The sequence below is a fragment of the Caloranaerobacter sp. TR13 genome, assembly GCF_001316435.1.
GTDB lineage: Bacteria > Bacillota > Clostridia > Tissierellales > Thermohalobacteraceae > Caloranaerobacter.
In genome coordinates, this window is record NZ_JXLL01000021.1 from 1 (window position 1) to 20,876 (window position 20,876).

21 protein-coding genes are annotated in these 20,876 nt (G+C 28.6%); 10 read left to right on the top strand and 11 right to left on the bottom strand.

All coding sequences use genetic code 11. The features are described 5' to 3' along the window. Positions 1-162 precede the first annotated feature (162 nt). The 11 genes from TR13x_RS10000 to rpmH all read right to left on the bottom strand — a co-directional run bounded on the left by TR13x_RS10000 (position 163) and on the right by rpmH (position 9,573). Complete coding sequence (locus TR13x_RS10000; protein WP_054871795.1) at positions 163-1,035, bottom strand: ParB/RepB/Spo0J family partition protein; 873 nt, start codon at positions 1,033-1,035, stop codon at positions 163-165. Continuing rightward, a complete protein-coding gene (locus TR13x_RS10005; RefSeq protein ID WP_054871796.1) occupies positions 1,035-1,808 on the bottom strand; it encodes a ParA family protein in 774 nt (257 codons plus the stop codon). Before TR13x_RS10005 ends, TR13x_RS10000 begins: the two co-directional genes overlap by 1 nt. A 384-nt stretch (positions 1,809-2,192) precedes the next feature. Continuing rightward, the gene (gene noc / locus TR13x_RS10010; RefSeq protein WP_054871797.1) at positions 2,193-2,990 is read right to left on the bottom strand and encodes a nucleoid occlusion protein; all 798 of its coding nucleotides are present in this window, start codon (positions 2,988-2,990) and stop codon (positions 2,193-2,195) included. Between the two features lie 221 nt (positions 2,991-3,211). Further along, on the bottom strand, positions 3,212-3,928 hold the full coding sequence (gene rsmG / locus TR13x_RS10015; protein ID WP_054871798.1) for a 16S rRNA (guanine(527)-N(7))-methyltransferase RsmG: 717 nt from the start codon (positions 3,926-3,928) through the stop codon (positions 3,212-3,214). Beyond that, positions 3,921-5,819 (bottom strand): tRNA uridine-5-carboxymethylaminomethyl(34) synthesis enzyme MnmG, encoded by a 1,899-nt coding sequence (mnmG, locus tag TR13x_RS10020; RefSeq protein ID WP_054871799.1) that lies wholly within the window; start codon positions 5,817-5,819, stop codon positions 3,921-3,923. The genes rsmG and mnmG overlap by 8 nt, the downstream gene beginning before the upstream one ends. 29 nt (positions 5,820-5,848) lie before the next feature. Further along, positions 5,849-7,231, bottom strand: coding sequence for a tRNA uridine-5-carboxymethylaminomethyl(34) synthesis GTPase MnmE (mnmE, locus tag TR13x_RS10025; RefSeq protein WP_054871800.1), 1,383 nt, complete (start codon positions 7,229-7,231; stop codon positions 5,849-5,851). Between the two features lie 216 nt (positions 7,232-7,447). Then, positions 7,448-8,098: an RNA-binding cell elongation regulator Jag/EloR gene (jag, locus tag TR13x_RS10030; protein WP_054871801.1), complete on the bottom strand. Its 651-nt coding sequence runs from the start codon at positions 8,096-8,098 to the stop codon at positions 7,448-7,450. A 1-nt stretch (position 8,099) separates the two neighbouring features. Continuing rightward, on the bottom strand, positions 8,100-8,804 hold the full coding sequence (locus TR13x_RS10035) for a YidC/Oxa1 family membrane protein insertase (protein ID WP_054871802.1): 705 nt from the start codon (positions 8,802-8,804) through the stop codon (positions 8,100-8,102). Positions 8,805-8,819: 15 nt separating this feature from the next. Further along, complete coding sequence (gene yidD / locus TR13x_RS10040; RefSeq protein WP_054871803.1) at positions 8,820-9,029, bottom strand: membrane protein insertion efficiency factor YidD; 210 nt, start codon at positions 9,027-9,029, stop codon at positions 8,820-8,822. Between the two features lie 16 nt (positions 9,030-9,045). Then, positions 9,046-9,381 (bottom strand): ribonuclease P protein component, encoded by a 336-nt coding sequence (rnpA, locus tag TR13x_RS10045; protein WP_054871804.1) that lies wholly within the window; start codon positions 9,379-9,381, stop codon positions 9,046-9,048. A gap of 57 nt (positions 9,382-9,438) precedes the next feature. Next, positions 9,439-9,573: a 50S ribosomal protein L34 gene (rpmH, locus tag TR13x_RS10050; protein ID WP_035163916.1), complete on the bottom strand. Its 135-nt coding sequence runs from the start codon at positions 9,571-9,573 to the stop codon at positions 9,439-9,441. Between the two features lie 572 nt (positions 9,574-10,145). Between rpmH and dnaA the strand changes: the two genes are divergently transcribed. The 10 genes from dnaA (at position 10,146) to TR13x_RS10100 (ending at position 20,815) form a co-directional block, all read left to right on the top strand. After that, positions 10,146-11,480, top strand: a complete 1,335-nt coding sequence (gene dnaA, locus TR13x_RS10055; RefSeq protein WP_054871805.1) for a chromosomal replication initiator protein DnaA — start codon at positions 10,146-10,148, stop codon at positions 11,478-11,480. Positions 11,481-11,712: 232 nt separating this feature from the next. Next, the gene (dnaN, locus tag TR13x_RS10060; RefSeq protein ID WP_054871806.1) at positions 11,713-12,819 is read left to right on the top strand and encodes a DNA polymerase III subunit beta; all 1,107 of its coding nucleotides are present in this window, start codon (positions 11,713-11,715) and stop codon (positions 12,817-12,819) included. 52 nt (positions 12,820-12,871) lie between these two features. Next, positions 12,872-13,081 (top strand): RNA-binding S4 domain-containing protein, encoded by a 210-nt coding sequence (locus TR13x_RS10065; RefSeq protein ID WP_054871807.1) that lies wholly within the window; start codon positions 12,872-12,874, stop codon positions 13,079-13,081. 49 nt (positions 13,082-13,130) lie between these two features. After that, positions 13,131-14,246, top strand: coding sequence for a DNA replication/repair protein RecF (gene recF / locus TR13x_RS10070; RefSeq protein WP_054871808.1), 1,116 nt, complete (start codon positions 13,131-13,133; stop codon positions 14,244-14,246). Between the two features lie 93 nt (positions 14,247-14,339). Next, positions 14,340-14,621, top strand: a complete 282-nt coding sequence (gene remB / locus TR13x_RS10075) for an extracellular matrix regulator RemB (RefSeq protein ID WP_054871809.1) — start codon at positions 14,340-14,342, stop codon at positions 14,619-14,621. Between the two features lie 110 nt (positions 14,622-14,731). After that, positions 14,732-16,642 (top strand): DNA topoisomerase (ATP-hydrolyzing) subunit B, encoded by a 1,911-nt coding sequence (gene gyrB / locus TR13x_RS10080; protein ID WP_054871810.1) that lies wholly within the window; start codon positions 14,732-14,734, stop codon positions 16,640-16,642. A 53-nt stretch (positions 16,643-16,695) separates the two neighbouring features. Beyond that, complete coding sequence (gyrA, locus tag TR13x_RS10085; protein ID WP_054871811.1) at positions 16,696-19,134, top strand: DNA gyrase subunit A; 2,439 nt, start codon at positions 16,696-16,698, stop codon at positions 19,132-19,134. A 150-nt stretch (positions 19,135-19,284) separates the two neighbouring features. After that, positions 19,285-19,602 carry an STAS domain-containing protein gene (locus TR13x_RS10090; RefSeq protein ID WP_054871812.1) on the top strand — a complete coding sequence of 106 codons (318 nt, stop codon included), beginning with the start codon at positions 19,285-19,287 and terminating at the stop codon, positions 19,600-19,602. 5 nt (positions 19,603-19,607) lie between these two features. Next, a complete protein-coding gene (locus TR13x_RS10095) occupies positions 19,608-20,027 on the top strand; it encodes an ATP-binding protein (protein WP_054871813.1) in 420 nt (139 codons plus the stop codon). Further along, positions 20,027-20,815: a SigB/SigF/SigG family RNA polymerase sigma factor gene (locus tag TR13x_RS10100; protein ID WP_054871814.1), complete on the top strand. Its 789-nt coding sequence runs from the start codon at positions 20,027-20,029 to the stop codon at positions 20,813-20,815. The genes TR13x_RS10095 and TR13x_RS10100 overlap by 1 nt, the downstream gene beginning before the upstream one ends. Positions 20,816-20,876: the final 61 nt, after the last annotated feature.

Genomic DNA, 20,876 nt, shown 5'->3' on the forward strand with positions numbered 1-20,876 from the left:
AATATAATTTTCGTAATGGATATAGGCAAAATCTAGCTTGATTAATTCAAATCGAAGATTTTGTTGTTTACTATTAATAACCATAATAACTAATAATTTTCAACTACTAACTATCTATTAATAACTACTAAACAAATAACTCCTAATGTTTCACGCGAAACATTAGGAGTTTAAAATTATATCTAATATTCTATCCAAATCATCTTGACTGTAATATTCTATCTCAATTTTTCCTTTCTTTTTTCCTTTGCTTATCTGAACTTTAGTTCCTAAAATCTTTCTTAATTGTTCTTCTATCTCTAAAGTAAATGGATCTCTTTTTGATTCCTTTTTATTATTTTTCTTGCTTTTTACCTCATTTTTTAATTCTTTAACTAATTTTTCAGCTTCACGAACACTTAATCTTTTTTCTATTATTTCTTTAGCCAATTTAATTTGCTTATTTAAATCATCTATTTGTAATAAAGCTCTTCCATGACCACTAGTTAATTTACCTTCTAAAATAAAACTAATTACTTCTTGACTTAAATTTAATAATCTTAATGTATTAGCCACATAAGGTCTACTCTTACCTACAATAGTAGATATCTCTTCTTGTGTAAGATTATAATTCTCCATTAACCTTTTATAAGCTATTGCTTCTTCAATTGGATTTAAATCTTCTCTTTGGATATTCTCAACCAAAGCAATTTCTGCAGACTTTCTACTTTCAAAATCTCTTACTATACAAGGTATTTCCTTAAGTCCTGCTATTTTTGCAGCTCTCCATCTTCTTTCTCCAGCTACAAGTTCATATCCATCGTCAATTTTTCTAACAATAATAGGTTGGATTAAACCATGTACCTTTAATGATTCAGCTAGTTCATTAAGTGAATCTAAAGTAAATTCACGTCTTGGCTGCTCTTTGTTCGGCTTTATCAGTGACACATCAACACTTATTACTCTATCTTTATCATTATTTTCTATATTATTTAAAGGCTCATCTGGTATTAAAGCTGCAAGTCCTTTTCCTAAACCTCTTCTCTTTTTTGTCATTAAATCACATCCTCTACGTATTCTAGAAATTCTTCAGCTAATTCCATATAAGCCTCTGCTCCTCTAGATTTAGGATCATAATCGATAATAGGTAAACCATGACTTGGAGCTTCAGCTAATCTAACATTCCTTGGTATTATTGTTGTATATACTTTCCCCTTAAAATATTTCTTAACCTCATCTACTACTTGTATTGATAAATTTGTCCTACCATCAAACATACTCAAAACAACGCCTTCTATTTCTAAATCAGGATTTAAACTCTTTTTCACTAATCTAATAGTATCCATTAATTGACTAACACCTTCTAAAGCATAATATTCACATTGAATAGGTATCAAAACACTATCAACTGCCACTAAAGAATTGATAGTCAACAAACCTAAAGATGGAGGACAATCTATAAAAATATAGTCGTAATCATTTCTAATATCTTTTATAACATTTCTTAAAGTTAATTCCCTATCTGGCCTTTTAGTCAGTTCTATTTCAGCACCAGCTAATTCTACGTTAGAAGGTGCTAAATATAAATTTTCTATATCTGTATTTATTATTATTTTCCTTATATCTACACCATTGATTATAGAATCATAGATAGAAATTTCCACGTCATTTTTATTTATGCCAAACCCACTAGTTGTATTTCCCTGAGGATCAATATCTATAACTAATATCTTTTTCCCTTTTCTAGCAAGACATGCTGTAAGATTTACATTAGTAGTTGTCTTGCCAACTCCTCCTTTTTGATTAAATACAGCTATTATTTTAGCCATTACTTCACCTCACTTCCCCTTTTACACATATATTAAAATATTTCGCTTAAACAAAATACATTCCTGCTATTTTTTTATTTTTTGTCAATAATCTTTAGTCAATCGGCTTTTCGATTCTCATTTTTCGCCTTTCGCTTTATTTTTAACAAATAACGGACAACAAATCAATTTTACATTTCTTATCCCTGATCTCTATCCCCTGTCCACTGTTCTCTGATTTCTATTCTCTATTTCCAATACCAAGTACCCAGTATCCAGTACCTAGTACCCAGTACCTAGTACCCAGTACCTAGTACCCAAAATAAAAAAAGACCCAGTACATTAGCTTATCCCACTCCCCCAATTATATGTAAAGCTAATATACTAAGTCACTTTATCTTGACTTTATTTCCTTTTCGGTATCTTTACAACAACTTCTATAAAATCTCCTTTATCTCTCTGTTCATATTTTGCATCTATTCCACTTTCTCTTATTGCATTATATGCATTTTTTAAAGTATTCAAATATATTCTAAAATTAATTATACTTTTGATATTTTGCTTTGCTTCGGTCTCTTTTTCTTTTGTTATCTCTTCAAGAATATCTTTAATAAGCTTTTCAGTTTTCTTAACTGTCAAATCGTTTTTAATAACCTTATTCAATACTTCAATCTGTAGTTCTTTATCTGGCAACTTTAGGAGTGCTCTAGCATGTCTCTCTGTTAAACCATTCTCTATAAGTATTTTCTTTACTTCATCTGGCAATCTTAAAATTCTTAATTTATTAGCAATAGTAGACTGATTTTTCCCTACTTTTTCTGCTAACTCCTGCTGCGTAAACCCATGATCATTGATTAAATTATAATAACCCTCAGCTTCTTCTAAAAAATTTAGATCTTCTCTTTGTAAATTTTCAATAAGAGCCAAAACCGCTGAATCCTGATCCTTCATATCTAAAACTATAGCAGGAACTTTCTCTAAATTAACTAATTCAGCCGCTCTTAATCTTCTCTCTCCTGCTACTAGTTCATAACTATTATCACTTATTTTTCTAACGCTAATTGGCTGTATTATACCATAGACTTTAATTGATTGGCTTAATTCCTCTAACGCTCGCTTACTAAAAGTTTTCCTAGGTTGATACGGGTTGGGTTTTATGCAATTTATAGGGATATACATAATCTCTTCTTTTAGATTACTCATAACATCATTCCTCTCCCGAATACTTGTCCCCATTTTCTATGAAATCATTTATAAAATATAAAACACAAAGTAAAAAAATATTTTTTATCATTCACTGTTAACTAAAGGCGCCGTATCTGATAAATCTATTAATATTTATTCTCTAAAAATAAATATCTTCCTTCTATAAAATTCAAAAAAATCAAACTTTCGTACTACAAAATTCCCTAATAATTTATAATTTACAACGGATTTTTCTTTGGCTTACCCGCTTTTCTAGGATATTTTGTCAAAGTTTTATTAATTTTCTCGATTATAATTAAAGTATGAGTTATATCACTTAGTGGTAATTTTATTTGTATTTTATCTAAAACTTTTCCACCTAATAATTTTAATGCCTTTTCAGACTCTTTTAACTCAATATCAACATCTGGTCCTTTCATGGCTATAAAATAGCCTCCTACTTTTACAAATGGTAAACAATATTCAGATAAAATGTTTAAAGATGCTACAGCCCTAGAAACAGCAATATCAAATTTTTCTCTATATTCTACATCTCGGCCAAAATCCTCTGCTCTTCCATGTATAGCCTTTATATTACTTAATCCAAGTTCATTTATTACCAAATCTAAAAACTTAATCCTCTTTTGTAAACTATCCATTAAAACTAACTCAACATCGTTTTTAACTATTTTAAGAGGTATTCCTGGAAATCCACCACCTGTGCCTATATCAATTATTCTATAATTATCTTTTATATAATCTGTTTTTAGTAATGTTAAACTATCTAAAAAATGTTTTATATCTATTTCTTTATCATCTTCTATAGCTGTCAAGTTTATCTTTTTATTCCACTCTTTTAATAATTCCTTAAATTTAAGAAATTTATCTATTTCTTCTTTTTTTAATGAAATTCCTAATTCTCTACTACCCTCTATCAAAGTATCAACATTACTCATTATCTTCACTCCTAGTTTTTAATCTCCTTTGTTGTTCTAAAAAAATAAGTAAAACTGAAATATCTGCAGGAGAAACTCCAGAAATTCTTGATGCTTGACCAATTGAATCTGGTCTTATGTCATTTAGCTTTTGTCTAGCTTCAAGCCTTAATCCTTCTATTTTACTATAATCAATATCCTTAGGTAATTTTTTATTTTCTAATTTTTTAAATTGGTCAATTTGTTTTAACTGTTTATTAATATAACCTTGATATTTAATTTGAATCTCTACTTGCATTCTTATTTCTCTTGAAAGACTTGGTCTATCTTTATCAATTTCAGCTAAAATTTCATATGATAATTCAGGTCTTTTTATCAGATCATATAAGGTTGTTGGTGATTTTAATGGTGTACTGTTTTTTGAAGTTAAAAATTCCTGTATTTCCTTAGTTGGTGTAATCTTGATATTTTTTAATCTTTCTATTTCCTCTTCAATTTTCTGTTTTTTATATGCTACTTTCTTATATCTTTCTTCATCAGCTAGCCCTATTTTATAACTTTTTTCAGTTAATCTTAAATCAGCATTATCTTGTCTTAAAATTAATCTATACTCTGCTCTAGATGTCATCATTCTATAAGGTTCATTTGTCCCTTTAGTTACTAAATCATCTATTAATACACCTATATACGCTTCTGATCTATCTAAAATAAAAGACTCCTCACCTCTTAGCTTAAGAACTGCATTTATTCCTGCAATGATACCTTGTGCTGCTGCCTCTTCATATCCTGATGTACCATTTATCTGTCCAGCAAAATATAAATTCTCAATTTCTTTGTATTCTAATGTTCTCTTTAACTGGGTTGGATTTATACAATCATATTCTATAGCATAAGCTGGCCTCATTATCTGAACATTTTCTAATCCAGGCACTGATCTAAGCATTTTAATCTGAACTTCTTCTGGTAATGAGGTTGACATTCCCTGTACATACATCTCACAAGTATCTAACCCCTCTGGCTCTATAAATATCTGATGTCTCTTCTTATCTGAAAATCTAACTACCTTATCTTCAATGGAAGGGCAATATCTAGGCCCAACACCTTCCATTTCACCAGCATATAATGGTGACCTATTTAAATTATCTAATATAACTTTATGAGTCTCTTCATTTGTGTAAGTAAGCCAACATGGTACCTGTTCTTTTTCGATTCTATCATTTAAAAAAGAAAAAGGAACTATTTCTTCATCTCCAGGCTGAATTTCCATTTTACTAAAATCAATACTGTCTCTGTGTATTCTTGCAGGTGTTCCAGTTTTAAATCTTCTTAATTTTATACCTAGTTTTTTCAAAGATTCTGATAAATGATTAGCAGGAAAAAGTCCATTAGGACCACCTTCAAAATTCACTTCTCCTATAAATATTCTACCTTTAAGATAAGTACCTGTAGCTAAAATAACAGCTTTACCTGAGTAAACACCACCAGTCTTTGTCATTACTCCTGTGACCTTTTTATCTTCAACTAAAATTTCAATAACTTCAGCCTGTTTCAAATCTAAATTTTCCTGCTCTTCAATAACTTGTTTCATGCTAGATTGATATCTTTTTTTATCTGCTTGTGCTCTTAAAGAATGTACTGCTGGCCCTTTTGATGTATTTAACATTCTACTTTGTATAAAAGTTTTATCAATGTTTTTTCCCATTTCTCCACCTAAAGCATCTATCTCTCTAACTAAGTGTCCCTTTCCAGTACCACCTATTGCAGGATTACATGGCATAAGTGCTATAGAATCTAGATTTATTGTAAGTAAAAGAGTTTTCATACCCATTCTTGCAGCTGCAAGAGAAGCTTCACATCCTGCATGTCCTGCTCCGATAACGATAATATCATATTCACCAGCTTGATATTTCATAGAAGTTTCCTCCTTTAAAATAAATAAACTTATTTACCTATACAAAATTCTTCAAATATCCTATCGATAATATCTTCTGTAACAGTATCTCCTGTTATTTGACCTAGATTTTCCCAGCAATCTTTAATATCAACTTCTATACAATCTATAGGCATACCCATTTCAATAGATTCAATAGCTTCTTCAATATTCTTTTTAGCTTTAATTAATAAACTCTTATGTCTAGCATTTGTAACTATTGTATTATCTTTTATTTTTACCTCTCCTTTAAAAAACATTTCTTTCAAAGAATCTTCTAATATTTCTAATCCTTCTCCTTTTACTATCGAAGTTTCTATTATCTTTTTACCTGGTAGAATATTCTGTATTTCTTCTTTACTTACTACTGGAGGTAAATCTATCTTATTTACTAATACTATTACCTTCTTATTTTTAACTAATCTAGCAATTTCCATATCTTCTTCTGTTAATTCTTTAGACACATCGAAAAGCACAATAACTAAGTCCGCTTCTTCTAATAAACTTTTTGCTCTTTCCACCCCTATTTTTTCAACTATATCTTCTGTTTCCCTTATACCAGCAGTATCTATTATCTTTAAAGGAATACCTTTAATATTCACATATTCTTCTATTATATCTCTAGTAGTACCAGGTATATCTGTTACAATCGCTCTATTTTCTCTAAGTATTGCATTCATTAATGAAGATTTACCAACATTAGGTTTTCCTAGTATTATTGTTTTTAAGCCTTCTCTTAATATCTTTCCTGTATATACTGTATCTAAAAGCTTTTCTATTCTTTTTAAAACATTTTTTCCTTCATCCAGTAATCCCTCATAAGTCATTGTTTCTATATCTTCTTCTGGAAAATCTATATTAGCCTCTATATTTGCTAGCATTCTCAATAAAATTTCCCTAATTTCATTTATTTCTTTTGATAATCTTCCTTCAAGTTGATTAAAAGACACGTCAAAACTTGAATCTGTTTTAGCTCTAATTAAATCAATTACTGCCTCAGCTTGTGATAAATCTATTCTACCATTTAGAAAAGCTCTTTTTGTAAATTCACCAGGTTCTGCAAGCCTAGCTCCATTCTCTAATACTATTTCTAAAACTCTTCTTACAGGTATTATTCCACCGTGACAATTTATTTCTACAATATCTTCTTTTGTATAAGTATAAGGACCTTTCATATATACCGCTAATACTTCATCTATTTTCTTGTTAGTATCAGGCTCTATTATGTATCCATATGTTAATCTTCTTTCTTGAAAATCGCTTAATTTTCTTTTGTTTTTAGCTCTAAAGATTTTATCTGCAATTTGAACTGACTTTTCCCCACTTATTCTTACAATCCCAATACCTGCTTCTCCAGGTGCTGTAGCAACAGCAGCAATTGTATCAAAATACACTTTAACTCACCTCATTTGATTAATATTTAATACCGTATTTCGTTTTTATTTAGCAAATAGCAAATAACGAATCAATTTTTCATTCTTATATCTGTACCCTATTCTCTGTTCCCTGTTCTCTAATTCCAGTACCTAGCACCCAGTACCCAGTACCTAGTACCCAGTACCTAATATTAGTATACCAAATTAATCTTTAAACAAAACTTAAACCCAGTATTAATACTGGGTTTTTGATGTTTCTTTTTTATAACTAATTACTACTCTTCTAAATGGTTCTTCTCCTTCACTAAAAGTCTCTACATAAGGATTGTTTTGAAGTGTTGAATGTATAATCCTTCTTTCATTAGGATTCATTGGCTCAAGCTTTATATCTCTTCTTAATCTCTTTACTTTAAAAGCCATTTTTTCGGCTAATCTGATAAGGGTTTCTTCTCTTTTCTTTCTATAATTATTAATATCTAAGAAAACTCTAATATAGTTCTCTCTTTCTTTATTTACAATTAAACTAACAAGATATTGTACAGAATCTAAAGTCTTTCCTCTTTTTCCTATCAAAATTCCCATATCTCTATCACTTATATCTTCAATATTTATAAACAAACTCTTTCCATCTCTTCTTATACTAGTACTAGCCTTTATTTTCATTTTATTGAAAAGCATCTTTAAAAAGTTTCCTGCAATTTCTACTGGGTCATTCACAACAGTAACCTCAACTTTAGCGTCTTTACCTCCTATAAGGCCTAAAAAACCTTTACTAGGTTCTTCTAAAATTTTAATAAACACATCATCCCTATCTGCACCTAACTCTAATAGTGCTTCTTTAACAGCATCATCAATAGTCTTCGCCGTTTTTACTACAGACTTCATATTAATTTGACTCCTCCTTAACATTACCTGTAGATCTATTCATTAAGTACTGTTGTACTATTTGAAAAACATTACCTACAACCCAGTATAATGTAAGACCTGCTGGAAAATTTTTAGCAAAGAAGAATATCATAAAAGGAAACATGATAGTCATAGTTTTTTGAGTAGCTTCTGCCTGTGCATTTCCTCCTGATGTATTTGTCATTTTGCTAGTAAAATATGTTGTAATACCAGCTAATAAAGGAAGTATCCAAGGATCTGGATTATTTAAATTAGAAATCCATAAAAACGTTTTATTTATAGATTCATATACAGCTTCACTACCAAATATATAGTTTACAGGATTCTGTAATACTCTAAAAAATCCTATAATTATAGGAAATTGAATTAATATAGGAAAACAACCACCGAAAGGATTTACATTATGTTCCTTATATAACTCCATAGTCTTTATATTTAAAGTTTGTTGATCATTTTTATATTTATTCTGTAACTCTTTTATCTTAGGTTGCAGTTCTTGCATTTTTTTCATTGACCTCATTTGTTTTAACGTTAGAGGTAATAAAATAAATCTTAAAATTATTGTAGCTATTATAATAGCAATAGAATATGCAGAAAATAACTTAGCATCAAATCCTATACTATATACAAAATTATATATAACCTTAACTAATGCTCCTAAAGGTCTAGCAAATAAATCTATCATTTAATAACCCCCTCTTTATTCTAACGGATCATACCCTCCAGGGTTAAGAGGATTGCATCTAATAATTCTCTTAATACTCATTAATCCACCTTTTATCAATCCGTATTTTTCGATAGCTTTAATTGAATATTCAGAACATGTTGGGTAAAATCTACATGTTCTAGGTTTTAATGGTGAAATAAATTTTTGATACATTCTTATTAAAATTATAATTAATTTTCTCATTTATACACCTTATACCTTATTTTAATAGTTTGATTTTCTTAAATAAGTGTAGCATGGCACTTTCTATTTCTTTATATCCATAACCAACAGCTATTTTTCTAGGTATAAATACTAAATCATATCCTTGTTTTAATTTATCACTATTCAACCTGTAAGCTTCTTTCATCAATCTTCTAATTCTATTTCTCACTACACTTTTACCTATCTTCTTAGTAACAGAAAAACCAACCCTATTATATCCTAAATTATTCCTAATAAAAAAAATTACTAGATATTTATTGGCATAAGAACTTCCATGATTGTATACTCTTTTAAATTCTCTACTATTTTTAAGCTTTAGCTTCTTATCCATTGTAATTCCCCTTAAATATCCTGGAAATTAACATAAAAAGGCCACTAATATGCGGCCTTATGCTGTCAATCTCTTTCTGCCCTTTCTTCTACGTCTCTTTAATACATTTCTTCCTGATTTTGTACTCATTCTCTTTCTGAACCCATGCTCTTTCTTTCTCTGTCTCTTCTTTGGCTGATATGTTCTTTTCATTTAGATACACCCCCTTCAACAACTACTAAACTTTCCTTTATATAAAGCAATGTATTTATCCAAAAAAAGCAGACACTACTATTGATTATAGCCATATTACATCTGTATGTCAAGGAATTAATAAATTTATGTATGTTAATAAATAATCTACATTTATGTTGATCTTGTGGATATCTTTTTTAATATTGTTGATTATCAATTTTTTTTTTGATATTATTATATAAATGTGTGGATTATTTATTAACAATTGACGATTTTATTCACAATGTGTGGATAAGGTTGTGTATAACTTTTAATTTTGTGGATTATAATTTTCATATTAGAAAAATACTACATTTATATTCCACATTAATTTTTTTATCTCTTGTGGACAAACTTCAATTTCACATTTTATTTAACCATTTATAATATATTTTTCTACATTTTATCCACATCTTTATATTTTCCTTGTGATCAAATAATATTCATTTATACTAAGTAGTTATTTTATTTTTCTGTGGATAAATTTGTGTATATTTTGTATTATTCCCTATAAATATGTCTATAATCCTATATGGATAGGAGGAATATAAATGAGTTTAAATTTAGATGATATTTGGAACGATACCCTGAGATTAATAAAAACAGAACTAACAGAAGTTAGCTTCAATACTTGGTTCAAAACAATAGAACCTTTAACAATAAATGATAATCAAATAATTTTAGGGGCTCCAAATGAATTTACAAAAGGTATACTAGTAGCTAGATACCTAACATTAATCAAAAACGCTGTTAAACAAGCTACTAATAGAGATTTCGATATTAAATTTATAATTCCAGGAGAAGAAGTAAACGAAGTTGGACAAACTATACAAAATGAAATAAATGATACTTCCACTTCAAGGTCTCAATTAAACCCTAAATACACTTTTGACACATTTGTTATAGGTAATAGCAATAGATTTGCCCATGCAGCATCTTTAGCAGTAGCTGAAGCTCCTGCTAAAGCATATAATCCTCTTTTTATTTATGGAGGAGTTGGGTTAGGTAAAACTCATCTTATGCATGCTATTGGTCACTATATATTAAATCAAAACCCAAAGGCCAAAGTAGTTTACGTTTCATCTGAAAAGTTCACAAATGAACTAATTAATTCTATTAGAGATGATAGAAATGTTGAATTTAGAAATAAATATAGAAACGTTGATGTACTGCTTGTAGACGATATACAGTTTATAGCTGGTAAAGAGAGAACTCAGGAAGAGTTTTTCCATACATTCAATGCTCTTCATGAAGCTAATAAACAAATTATTATATCTAGTGATAGGCCACCAAAAGAAATTCCTACATTAGAAGATAGGCTAAGGTCGAGATTCGAATGGGGTTTAATTGCAGATATTCAACCACCTGATTTAGAAACTAGAATAGCTATATTAAGAAAAAAAGCAAAAGTTGAAAACATACATGTTCCAAATGATGTAATGCTATATATAGCAACTAAAATACAATCTAATATTAGAGAACTTGAAGGTGCGTTAATTAGAATTGTAGCTTATTCTTCTTTAACTAATAGAGAGGTAACAGTTGATCTAGCTACTGAAGCCTTAAAAGATATAATTTCTAACACTAAACCAAGAGAAATTAATGTAAAGCTAATAAAAGAGGTAGTAGCTCAAAACTTTAATGTAAATGTTGAAGATTTTGACTCTAAAAAAAGAACAAGGTCAATAGCTTATCCAAGGCAAATTGCAATGTATCTATGTAGAGAATTAACAGATTTATCTCTACCAAAAATAGGTGACGAATTTGGTGGTAGAGACCACACTACAGTTATACATGCATACGACAAGATTTCATCTGACATTAAAAACAATGCAGAACTAAAATTAAAAATTGAAAATATTATAAATGAAATAAAAGGTAAATAATCAACATTTGTATGTTAATAAACTGTTAATATAATGTTGATAATAATTTTAAAATTTTTTTGACTGTTATTATGTTTATAATTAAATTTTTTACCAACAAATTATTAACAGCTTACATTATGTATTTTTAGTTCATTTATTTAGTTATCCACATATTAACTTCACCTATTACTATTACTATAAGTTTAGTATTTATATTTTTTCTAACCACTGAGAAGGAGGTTATCCACAATTGAAAATAAAAGTTACTCAAAAAGAATTAAATAAATGTATAAATATTGTCCAAAAAGCAATTACATCAAAAACAACATTACCTATATTAAATGGGATCTTACTTGAAGCTAAAGAAAATACTTTAAAACTTACAGGTACAGATTTAGAAATAGGTATAGAATCAAAGATAAACTGTGAAGTAATAGAAGAAGGTTCTATAGTCATTGCTTCAAAATTATTTGGAGACATAATTAGAAAATTACCTAGTTTAGATGTTGAAATTGAGGCAGATGAAAATAATAATGTTCATATTACTTGTGGAAACTCTAAATTTAACATTATTGGTCAGCCTTCTGTAGAATATCCACAACTACCAGTTGTAGATGATGATATTAATTTAAGTATACCTAAGGATCTTTTAAAAATTATGATTAGGCAAACTATCTTTGCAGCTGCACAAGACGAAATAAAACCAATATTAACAGGAGCTTTATTAGAAGTTAACAATAAAAGAGCAGCACTTGTAGCATTAGATGGTTATAGACTTGCAGTTAAAGAAATTAGTGTAAATAGTGATAATGATATAAAAGTTGTAATACCTAGTAAAACACTTAATGAAGTTAGTAGAATACTTGACGATGATGATTCTGATGTTAAAATAATGTTTACTTCAAGTCATGTACTTTTTGATTTTGGTGAAACAGTTATAATATCAAGATTACTTGAAGGTGAATTTATAAATTATCGTGATATAATAAGAAATGAGTATAAATCAAGAGTTAGAGTAAATACTAAAACTGTACAAGAAAGTATTGAAAGAGCTTCATTACTAGCAAGAGAAGGAAAAAATAACCTTGTTAAATTTACTATATCAGATGAAAGGATGATAATAAGCTCTAATTCTGAGATAGGTAATGTACACGAAGAGCTGCCGATAGAGCTTGAAGGAAATGATATTAAAATAGCATTTAATTCAAAATATATGTTAGATGCATTAAGAGTAATAGATAATGAAGAGATAATTATGGATTTTGAAAGTAATGTAAAGCCTTGTATAATAAGGCCTTATGGAGATAATAGCTATACATACCTAGTTTTACCAGTAAGATTAAATGAAAACTACTAAAACTTAAGACACCTAGTTTAAGGTGTCTATTAATTTTCAAGGAGTTGATAGTATGGAAAAAATAAAAATACATACGGAGTATATAAAATTAGATCAATTATTAAAATATGCAAATATAGCTGAAACTGGAGGACATGCAAAAATATTAATAAAAAATGGTGAAGTTAAGTTAAATGGAGAGATTATCCTTCAAAGAGGTAAAAAAGTAAAAAAAGGAGATATAATAGAATTGTCTAACGGTGAAAGATATATTGTAGAATAGGAAAGAAATAGAGGAAAAATGATGCTTTTTTCCTAAAGGAGTGCTTTATGTGCATATAGAAAGTATCAAACTTATAAATTATAGAAATTATGATAAGTTAGATATAAAATTAAATAAAAAATTAAATATATTTATAGGAGATAATGCGCAGGGTAAGACAAATTTATTAGAATCTATATATATATGTGCTTTTGGTAAGTCTTATAGAGCTGCTAAAGAAAAGGAATTAATAAAAATAGATAAGGATAAAGCTTATATAGGTATAAATGTTAGATGGGATTTTGCTGACAAGTTTATAGAGATTAAATTTGAAAAAAATAAAACAAAGAGGGTTAGAATTAATAGAGTAGAAATTGATAAAATATCAGATTTATTTGGTCATTTAAATGTTGTTTTATTTTCTCCTGAAGATTTGAAACTAGTTAAAGAAGGACCAAATAATAGAAGAACATTTTTAGATACTGAGATATCTCAGATAAGACCTAAGTATCGTTACAATATCAATAGGTATAGTAAAATACTTAAACAGAGAAATAATCTTTTAAAGTCTATTCAAAGAAATAATAATAAACTTAAAACTATAGAAGTTTGGGACATGCAGTTAGCTGAGGTTGGCTCTGAAATAATTAAAAATCGTATAGAGTTTATAGACCGGATATCTGAAATATCAAAAAAAATTCATAAAAATATAACTGAAGGAATAGAAGAACTTGACCTTGAATATACGCCTTCTTTCAATATAGATTGTCAGCTAAGCAAAAATGAAATAAAAGATATTTTTATAGAGGTTTTAAACATGAATTTAGCAAAAGACATAGAAAAAGGTACTACAGAATTTGGTCCACATAGAGATGATATAAAAATAAATATAAACGGATTGGATGCTAAAATATTTGGTTCTCAAGGTCAACAGAGGACAGCTGCACTTTCAATGAAATTAGCAGAAGTAGAATTAGTAAAGTCAGAAATAGGAGAATATCCTGTTTTATTACTAGATGATGTTCTATCGGAGTTGGATATAAAAAGAAGAAAATTTTTGTTATCGACTTTTAGTGATATACAAACAATAATTACTAGTACAGAAGATATAGATGTTCTGGATATTCATAAAAAAGATAAGAAGGTATTTTATGTATCGAAGGGAAATATAGAAATTATTCAGTGAGTAATTAAGTTGAATAACGTAGCTAAATAATATATATTATAAGATTGTAGTTAATTTGTATTTTTATCATGTTTATATTAGGGAGGAAAATGAATGTTTTTACATTTAGGTAAAGATTATGTAATACCACTAAAAGATATTATTTGTATAATTGACCATAAGTCTTTAAAATCAAAAGATACAAAAGAATTTTTTGATATAGCTGAGGAAGAGGGATTTATAAAAAACATTACAGATAAGAAAATAAAATCATATATAATTACAGAAAAAGCTTATATAGATAAAAAGAGTGGTAGTAAAATAAGAAAAAGTATTATATATTGTTCTAATATTTCTTCTACTACTTTAAATAAAAGAGCTGGATTTATCAAATAGTTTTTTCTTTTTAAGATAAGAACAAAATCTTCAATTTAAATAAATTATGAGCAAGATTTTATTATAAATTCTTATGGATTAAAAAACTTAAGTAGATTGGAGGCTATTAAATGGCTGAAATACAGAGAGAAAGAAATTATGGTGCACAGCAAATACAAGTTTTAGAAGGACTAGAGCCTGTTAGAAAGAGGCCAGGTATGTATATTGGTAGTACTGGCTTAAGAGGATTACATCATTTAGTTTACGAGATTGTCGACAATAGTATAGATGAAGCGTTAGCAGGAGTTTGTGACACTATTAATGTTATTATAAATAAAGATAATTCCATAACTGTAATTGATAACGGTAGTGGTATACCTGTTGAAATACATCCTAAAACAGGAAAATCTACTGTTGAAACAGTACTTACAGTTTTGCATGCTGGTGGTAAATTTGACAATAGTGCATATAAAGTATCCGGTGGACTTCATGGAGTTGGTGTTTCGGTAGTTAATGCACTTTCTGAATGGTTAGAGGTTATAGTTCACAGGAATAATAATATCTACAAACAGAGATTTGAACGAGGAAAGCCAGTAACAGAATTAGAAATAATAGGGCAAACAGAAGGAACAGGAACTATTATAACATTTAAACCTGATCATTTGATATTTGAAGATATTAATTTTAGATATGATACTTTAGAACATAGATTAAGGGAATTAGCATTTTTAAATAAAGGAATAACAATTACAATTGAAGATAAAAGACAAGATAAAAAGAAAAAATTCTATTATGAAGGTGGAATACAAGCTTTTGTAGAGCATTTAAATAGAAATAGAACATCTATACATGATAAAGTAATATATTTTGAAAAGGAAAAAGATAATTGTATTGTTGAATTAGCGATGCAGTATACTACTGATTATAGTGAAAATATATTTAGTTTTGCTAATAACATTAATACTCATGAAGGTGGTACTCATTTAAGTGGATTTAAGATTGCATTAACAAGGATTATAAATGATTATGCAAGGAAAAATAATATATTGAAAGATAAAGATAGTAATTTAACAGGTGAAGATATTAGAGAAGGTTTAACTGCTGTACTTTCTGTTAAACTACCAGACCCTCAGTTTGAAGGCCAGACTAAAACTAAGCTTGGAAATAGTGAAATGCGAGGAATAGTTGAAAGCTTAGTTTCTGAGAATATAACTAGTTTTCTAGAAGAAAATCCAAAGGAAGCGAAACTTATAATAGATAAAGCTTTAAAGGCAGCAAGAGCTAGAGAAGCTGCTAGAAAAGCTAGAGAACTAACTAGAAGAAAAAATGTACTTGAAAACTTATCTTTACCAGGTAAACTTGCAGACTGTTCAGAACAAGAGGCATCAAAATGTGAAATTTATCTAGTAGAGGGTGATTCTGCAGGTGGTTCAGCTAAACAAGGTAGAGATAGAAGAACTCAAGCTATATTACCTCTTAAAGGTAAGATAATGAATGTTGAGAAAGCTAGACTAGATAAAATATTGAATTATGAAGAAATAAAAGCTATGATTACTGCTTTTGGATGTGGTATAGGTGATGAATTCAATGTTGAAAAATTAAGGTATGGTAAAATAATTATCATGACTGATGCCGACGTAGATGGTGCTCATATTAGAACTTTATTATTAACATTCTTCTTTAGATATATGAAACCGTTAATTGAACAAGGACATATATATATTGCTCAACCACCTTTATATAAAATTAAAAAAGGTAAATCTGAATACTATGCTTATAATGATAGAGAGCTTGAAAAAATATTAAACGAAATAGGTAGAAATGGTTACAGTATACAAAGGTACAAAGGTCTTGGAGAAATGAATCCAGAACAGCTTTGGGAAACTACGATGAACCCAGAAAAAAGAATTTTACTTAAGGTAAGTATTGATGATGCAGTTGCAGCTGATGAGATATTTACTACACTTATGGGAGATAAAGTTAAACCTAGAAGAGAATTTATAGAGGAAAATGCTAAATATGTACAAAATCTTGATATTTAATGATATTAATTACAGTATTAGATGAAAAATAATTATTCATGAGGAGGATATAGATGAATAACGATAAGCAGAGGATTATCCAGGTAGATATAGAGGATGAGATGCGAAAATCTTATCTGGATTATGCTATGAGTGTAATTGTAAGCAGGGCACTACCCGATGTACGTGATGGTTTAAAACCTGTTCATAGAAGGATTCTTCATGTTATGAACGAGCTTAACTTAGCACCGGACAAACCTTTCAGAAAATCTGCACGTATAGTTGGGGATGTATTAGGTAAATACCATCCACATGGAGACAGTGCTGTATATGATGCAATGGTAAGGATGGCACAAGATTTTTCAACAAGGTATTTACTTGTGGATGGCCATGGTAACTTTGGCTCTATTGATGGTGATGGCGCTGCTGCAATGCGTTATACAGAAGCTAGAATGTCTAAAATAGCAATAGAAATGTTGAGAGATATAAATAAAGATACAGTTGACTTTAGACCAAACTTTGATGAAACATTAAAAGAACCTAAAGTACTGCCTAGTAGATTTCCAAATCTACTAGTTAACGGTTCATCAGGTATAGCTGTTGGTATGGCAACATCTATACCACCTCATAACTTAGGTGAAGTTATAGATGGTATAGTTATGATGATAGATAATCCTGAAGTAGATATAGATGAATTGATGGAAGTTATTAAAGGACCCGATTTTCCAACTGGTGCAATTATAATGGGTCAAGAAGGAATAAAAGCTGCATATAGAACAGGTAGAGGAAAAGTTATTGTTAGAGCTAAAACTGAAATAGAGCAATTAAATAAATCAAAAACAAGAATAATTGTTACAGAACTGCCATATCAGGTAAATAAAGCAAGACTTATAGAAAAAATAGCATCATTAGTTAGAGAAAAGAAAATAGAAGGAATATCAGATTTAAGAGATGAATCTGATAGAAATGGAATGAGAATTGTTATAGAGTTAAAAAGAGATGCTAACCCAAATGTAGTTTTAAATAACTTATATAAACATACTCAATTACAAGATACATTTAGTATAATTATGCTTGCTTTAGTTGATGACCAGCCTAAAGTCCTGAATTTAAAAGAAGTAATAAGACATTATTTAAATCATCAAAAAGAGGTTATAACAAGAAGAACACAATATGACCTAAATAAAGCTGAGGATAGAGCACATATTCTTGAAGGTTTAAAAATAGCATTAGATCATATAGATGAGGTTATAAGCTTAATTAGAAAATCTAAGACAGTAAACGAGGCAAAAAATGGATTAATGAATAAATTCGGACTTACAGAAAAACAAGCACAAGCCATATTAGATATGAGATTACAAAAGTTAACTGGCTTAGAGAGAAATAAAATAGAAGAAGAATATGAAGAATTGATTAAGCTTATTAATAAATATAGAGAAATATTAGCTAATGAAAGGCTTATATATAAAATAATAAAAGATGAAATACTTGAGATTAAAGAAAAATACAATGATAAAAGAAGAACAGAAATAAGAGCTAGTATAGATGAAATTAGTATAGAAGATATGATAAAACAAGAAAAAGTAGTTATTACATTAACTCATTTTGGATATATTAAAAGATTGCCAGAAGACACCTATAAAGCACAAAGAAGAGGTGGCAAAGGAATTACAGGATTAACTACAAGAGAAGAAGATTTCGTTGAAGATATTTTTGTTACTTCTACTCATGACAATATTTTATTCTTCACAAATAAAGGTAAAGTTTACAAATTAAGAGCTTTTGAAATTCCTGAAGCTAAAAGACAGGCTAAAGGTACTGCAATAATAAATCTTTTACAGTTAGATATGAATGAAAAAATAACAGCTGTGATACCAATAAAAGAATTTAATCCTGGAGATTATCTTGTTTTTGCAACGAGTAGAGGAATTATAAAGAAAACAGGATTAAATGAATTTGATAATATTAGAAAGAATGGTATTATAGCTATAAATTTAAGAGAAGAAGATGAGCTAATTGAAGTAAAGAAAACAAATGGTGAAAATGAACTTATATTAGTAACAGCTTATGGAATGTCTATAAGATTTAATGAAAAAGATGTTAGAAATATGGGAAGAAGTGCAATGGGAGTAAAAGCTATTACACTTAATGAAGGTGATAAGTTAGTAGCTATGGACTTAATCAAAGAAGAAAATGATCTATTAGTTATAACAGAAAATGGGTATGGAAAGAGGACTCCAATTTCGGAATACAGGTCTCAAAGTAGAGGTGGAAAAGGAATAAAAACATATAATGTAAAGAAAAGAACAGGAAATATTATTGGAGCAAAAGTTGTTAGTATCAATGATGAGGTAATGCTAATTAGTGTATCAGGTACAATAATAAGATTGAAGGTATCAGATATATCACAAATGGGAAGAAGTACTCAAGGTGTAACTTTAATGAGAATATCTGAAAATGATAGGGTTGTATCTATTGCCAAAGTGGCAGCAGAAGACAATGATGAAGAATAAAGCGTGCGTAATGCACGCTTTATTTGTTAATCACAGAAAAGAGAATGTCGAACGAAATAAAAAGACTAGTACTTTAAGAATACAAAAAATTATAATATACTATAATTATACAGGTTTATGGACAAGTATTAGAGATTAAGGAGGGATATTATGGGTCTAGATGTGAAAAAGGAATTCAGCTCAACTGAAAATGCATGGATTCTTAAACCAATAGGAGAGGTAGATATATATACATCACCATATTTTAAAAATATTTTACTTGAAATAATTAATGAAAAAAATGCAGATGTTATATTAGACGGCGAAGAGTTAATTTATATGGATAGCACAGGCTTAGGTGTATTAATTAGTGGGTTAAAGAAACTTAGAGAAAAAGGCAAAAATATAATTTTGACTAATATCAGACCAAATATTAGTAAATTATTTGATATAACTGGATTAAATAAAGTATTTATTATTAAGGAGTGAGGCTTATGATAGAATCTATTAATCAAAATAAAGAGGATATAATTAGCCTTACAATACCAGCAAAAGCTGAGTATGTTAGTGTAGTTAGATTAACTTCTTCAGCAATAGCAAGTAGAATAGGGTTTGATATTGAAGAAATAGATGATATTAAAGTAGCTATAGCAGAGGCTTGCACAATGATTATCAAAAATGGTCAAAAGCAAAATATAGATATTAAATTTGAAATAATGGAAGATAGGTTAATTATAAGTATACAAGCTAAGCAGTTTGTATGCCAAGAAAGAAATGAAGAAGTTTCTGATATCAGTGATAATACAAGTTTAAGTATCTTGATAATTGAATCTCTTATGGATGAAGTTAAATGCGATAATTGTGATGGAATAGTTTACTTAAATATGATAAAGAAATTAGAGGTGGATATCTAATGAATGTATCTAAAAAATATTCAGATGATACCCCTAATAAATATAAAAACATTGATAATAAGACATTATTTTCAATGTATAAAAAAAATAAAGATTCTTTAATAAGAAATGAATTAATAGAAAGACACTTGTACATAGCTGAGATTTTGTCTAAAAAATATGCAAATAAGGGAATAGAGTATGAAGATATATATCAAGTTGCATGTCTTGCATTAATCTATGCAATAGACAGATATGATGTAGATAAAGGATTTGAGTTCTCAAGTTTTGCTACTCCAACTATTATTGGAGAGATAAAAAAATATTTTAGAGACAAAGGATGGGTAATAAGAGTACCAAGGAGGATACAAGAACTTTCTAAGAAAATCAGTAATGCTAGAGTAGTTTTAACCCAAAAACTTCAAAAGACTCCTACAGTAAAAGATATAGCTGAATATTTAATGTGTAGTGAGGAAGAAATTTTAGAGGCTATGGAAGTAAGTAAAGTATACATGCCTCATTCATTAGATTTGACTTATGATTCTGATGATGATAAAGATATGACTTTAGGAGATTTAATAGGAGAAGATGACAAGTATTTTACTAAAATAGAAAATATAGACTTCTTGGAAAAAGTATTAGACAATTTAAATGATTTGGAAAAAAGAATATTAAAAGGCAGATATTTTGATAATAAAACTCAAAGTAGTATGGCTAAAGAATTAGGGGTATCACAAATGACTGTTTCAAGATTAGAAAAAAAGATAATAGAGAAATTCAGAAAAGAATTAGAAAAAATTAACACATAAATAAATTATAAATACTATTGACTTGGTCAAATAATTGTGGTAAATTATTTTTTGCCGTTGA

Coding starts and splice junctions, on each gene's coding strand:
- TR13x_RS10095 (WP_054871813.1), top strand. CDS start 19,608: ATGATAGAATCTATTAATCAAAATAAAGAGGATATAATTAGCCTTACA.
- gyrA (WP_054871811.1), top strand. CDS start 16,696: ATGAATAACGATAAGCAGAGGATTATCCAGGTAGATATAGAGGATGAG.
- rpmH (WP_035163916.1), bottom strand. CDS start 9,573: ATGAAAAGAACATATCAGCCAAAGAAGAGACAGAGAAAGAAAGAGCAT.
- gyrB (WP_054871810.1), top strand. CDS start 14,732: ATGGCTGAAATACAGAGAGAAAGAAATTATGGTGCACAGCAAATACAA.
- dnaA (WP_054871805.1), top strand. CDS start 10,146: ATGAGTTTAAATTTAGATGATATTTGGAACGATACCCTGAGATTAATA.
- TR13x_RS10000 (WP_054871795.1), bottom strand. CDS start 1,035: ATGACAAAAAAGAGAAGAGGTTTAGGAAAAGGACTTGCAGCTTTAATA.
- TR13x_RS10100 (WP_054871814.1), top strand. CDS start 20,027: ATGAATGTATCTAAAAAATATTCAGATGATACCCCTAATAAATATAAA.
- remB (WP_054871809.1), top strand. CDS start 14,340: ATGTTTTTACATTTAGGTAAAGATTATGTAATACCACTAAAAGATATT.
- noc (WP_054871797.1), bottom strand. CDS start 2,990: ATGAGTAATCTAAAAGAAGAGATTATGTATATCCCTATAAATTGCATA.
- TR13x_RS10005 (WP_054871796.1), bottom strand. CDS start 1,808: ATGGCTAAAATAATAGCTGTATTTAATCAAAAAGGAGGAGTTGGCAAG.
- TR13x_RS10065 (WP_054871807.1), top strand. CDS start 12,872: ATGGAAAAAATAAAAATACATACGGAGTATATAAAATTAGATCAATTA.
- rsmG (WP_054871798.1), bottom strand. CDS start 3,928: ATGAGTAATGTTGATACTTTGATAGAGGGTAGTAGAGAATTAGGAATT.
- yidD (WP_054871803.1), bottom strand. CDS start 9,029: ATGAGAAAATTAATTATAATTTTAATAAGAATGTATCAAAAATTTATT.
- TR13x_RS10090 (WP_054871812.1), top strand. CDS start 19,285: ATGGGTCTAGATGTGAAAAAGGAATTCAGCTCAACTGAAAATGCATGG.
- TR13x_RS10035 (WP_054871802.1), bottom strand. CDS start 8,804: ATGATAGATTTATTTGCTAGACCTTTAGGAGCATTAGTTAAGGTTATA.
- mnmG (WP_054871799.1), bottom strand. CDS start 5,819: ATGAAATATCAAGCTGGTGAATATGATATTATCGTTATCGGAGCAGGA.
- jag (WP_054871801.1), bottom strand. CDS start 8,098: ATGAAGTCTGTAGTAAAAACGGCGAAGACTATTGATGATGCTGTTAAA.
- rnpA (WP_054871804.1), bottom strand. CDS start 9,381: ATGGATAAGAAGCTAAAGCTTAAAAATAGTAGAGAATTTAAAAGAGTA.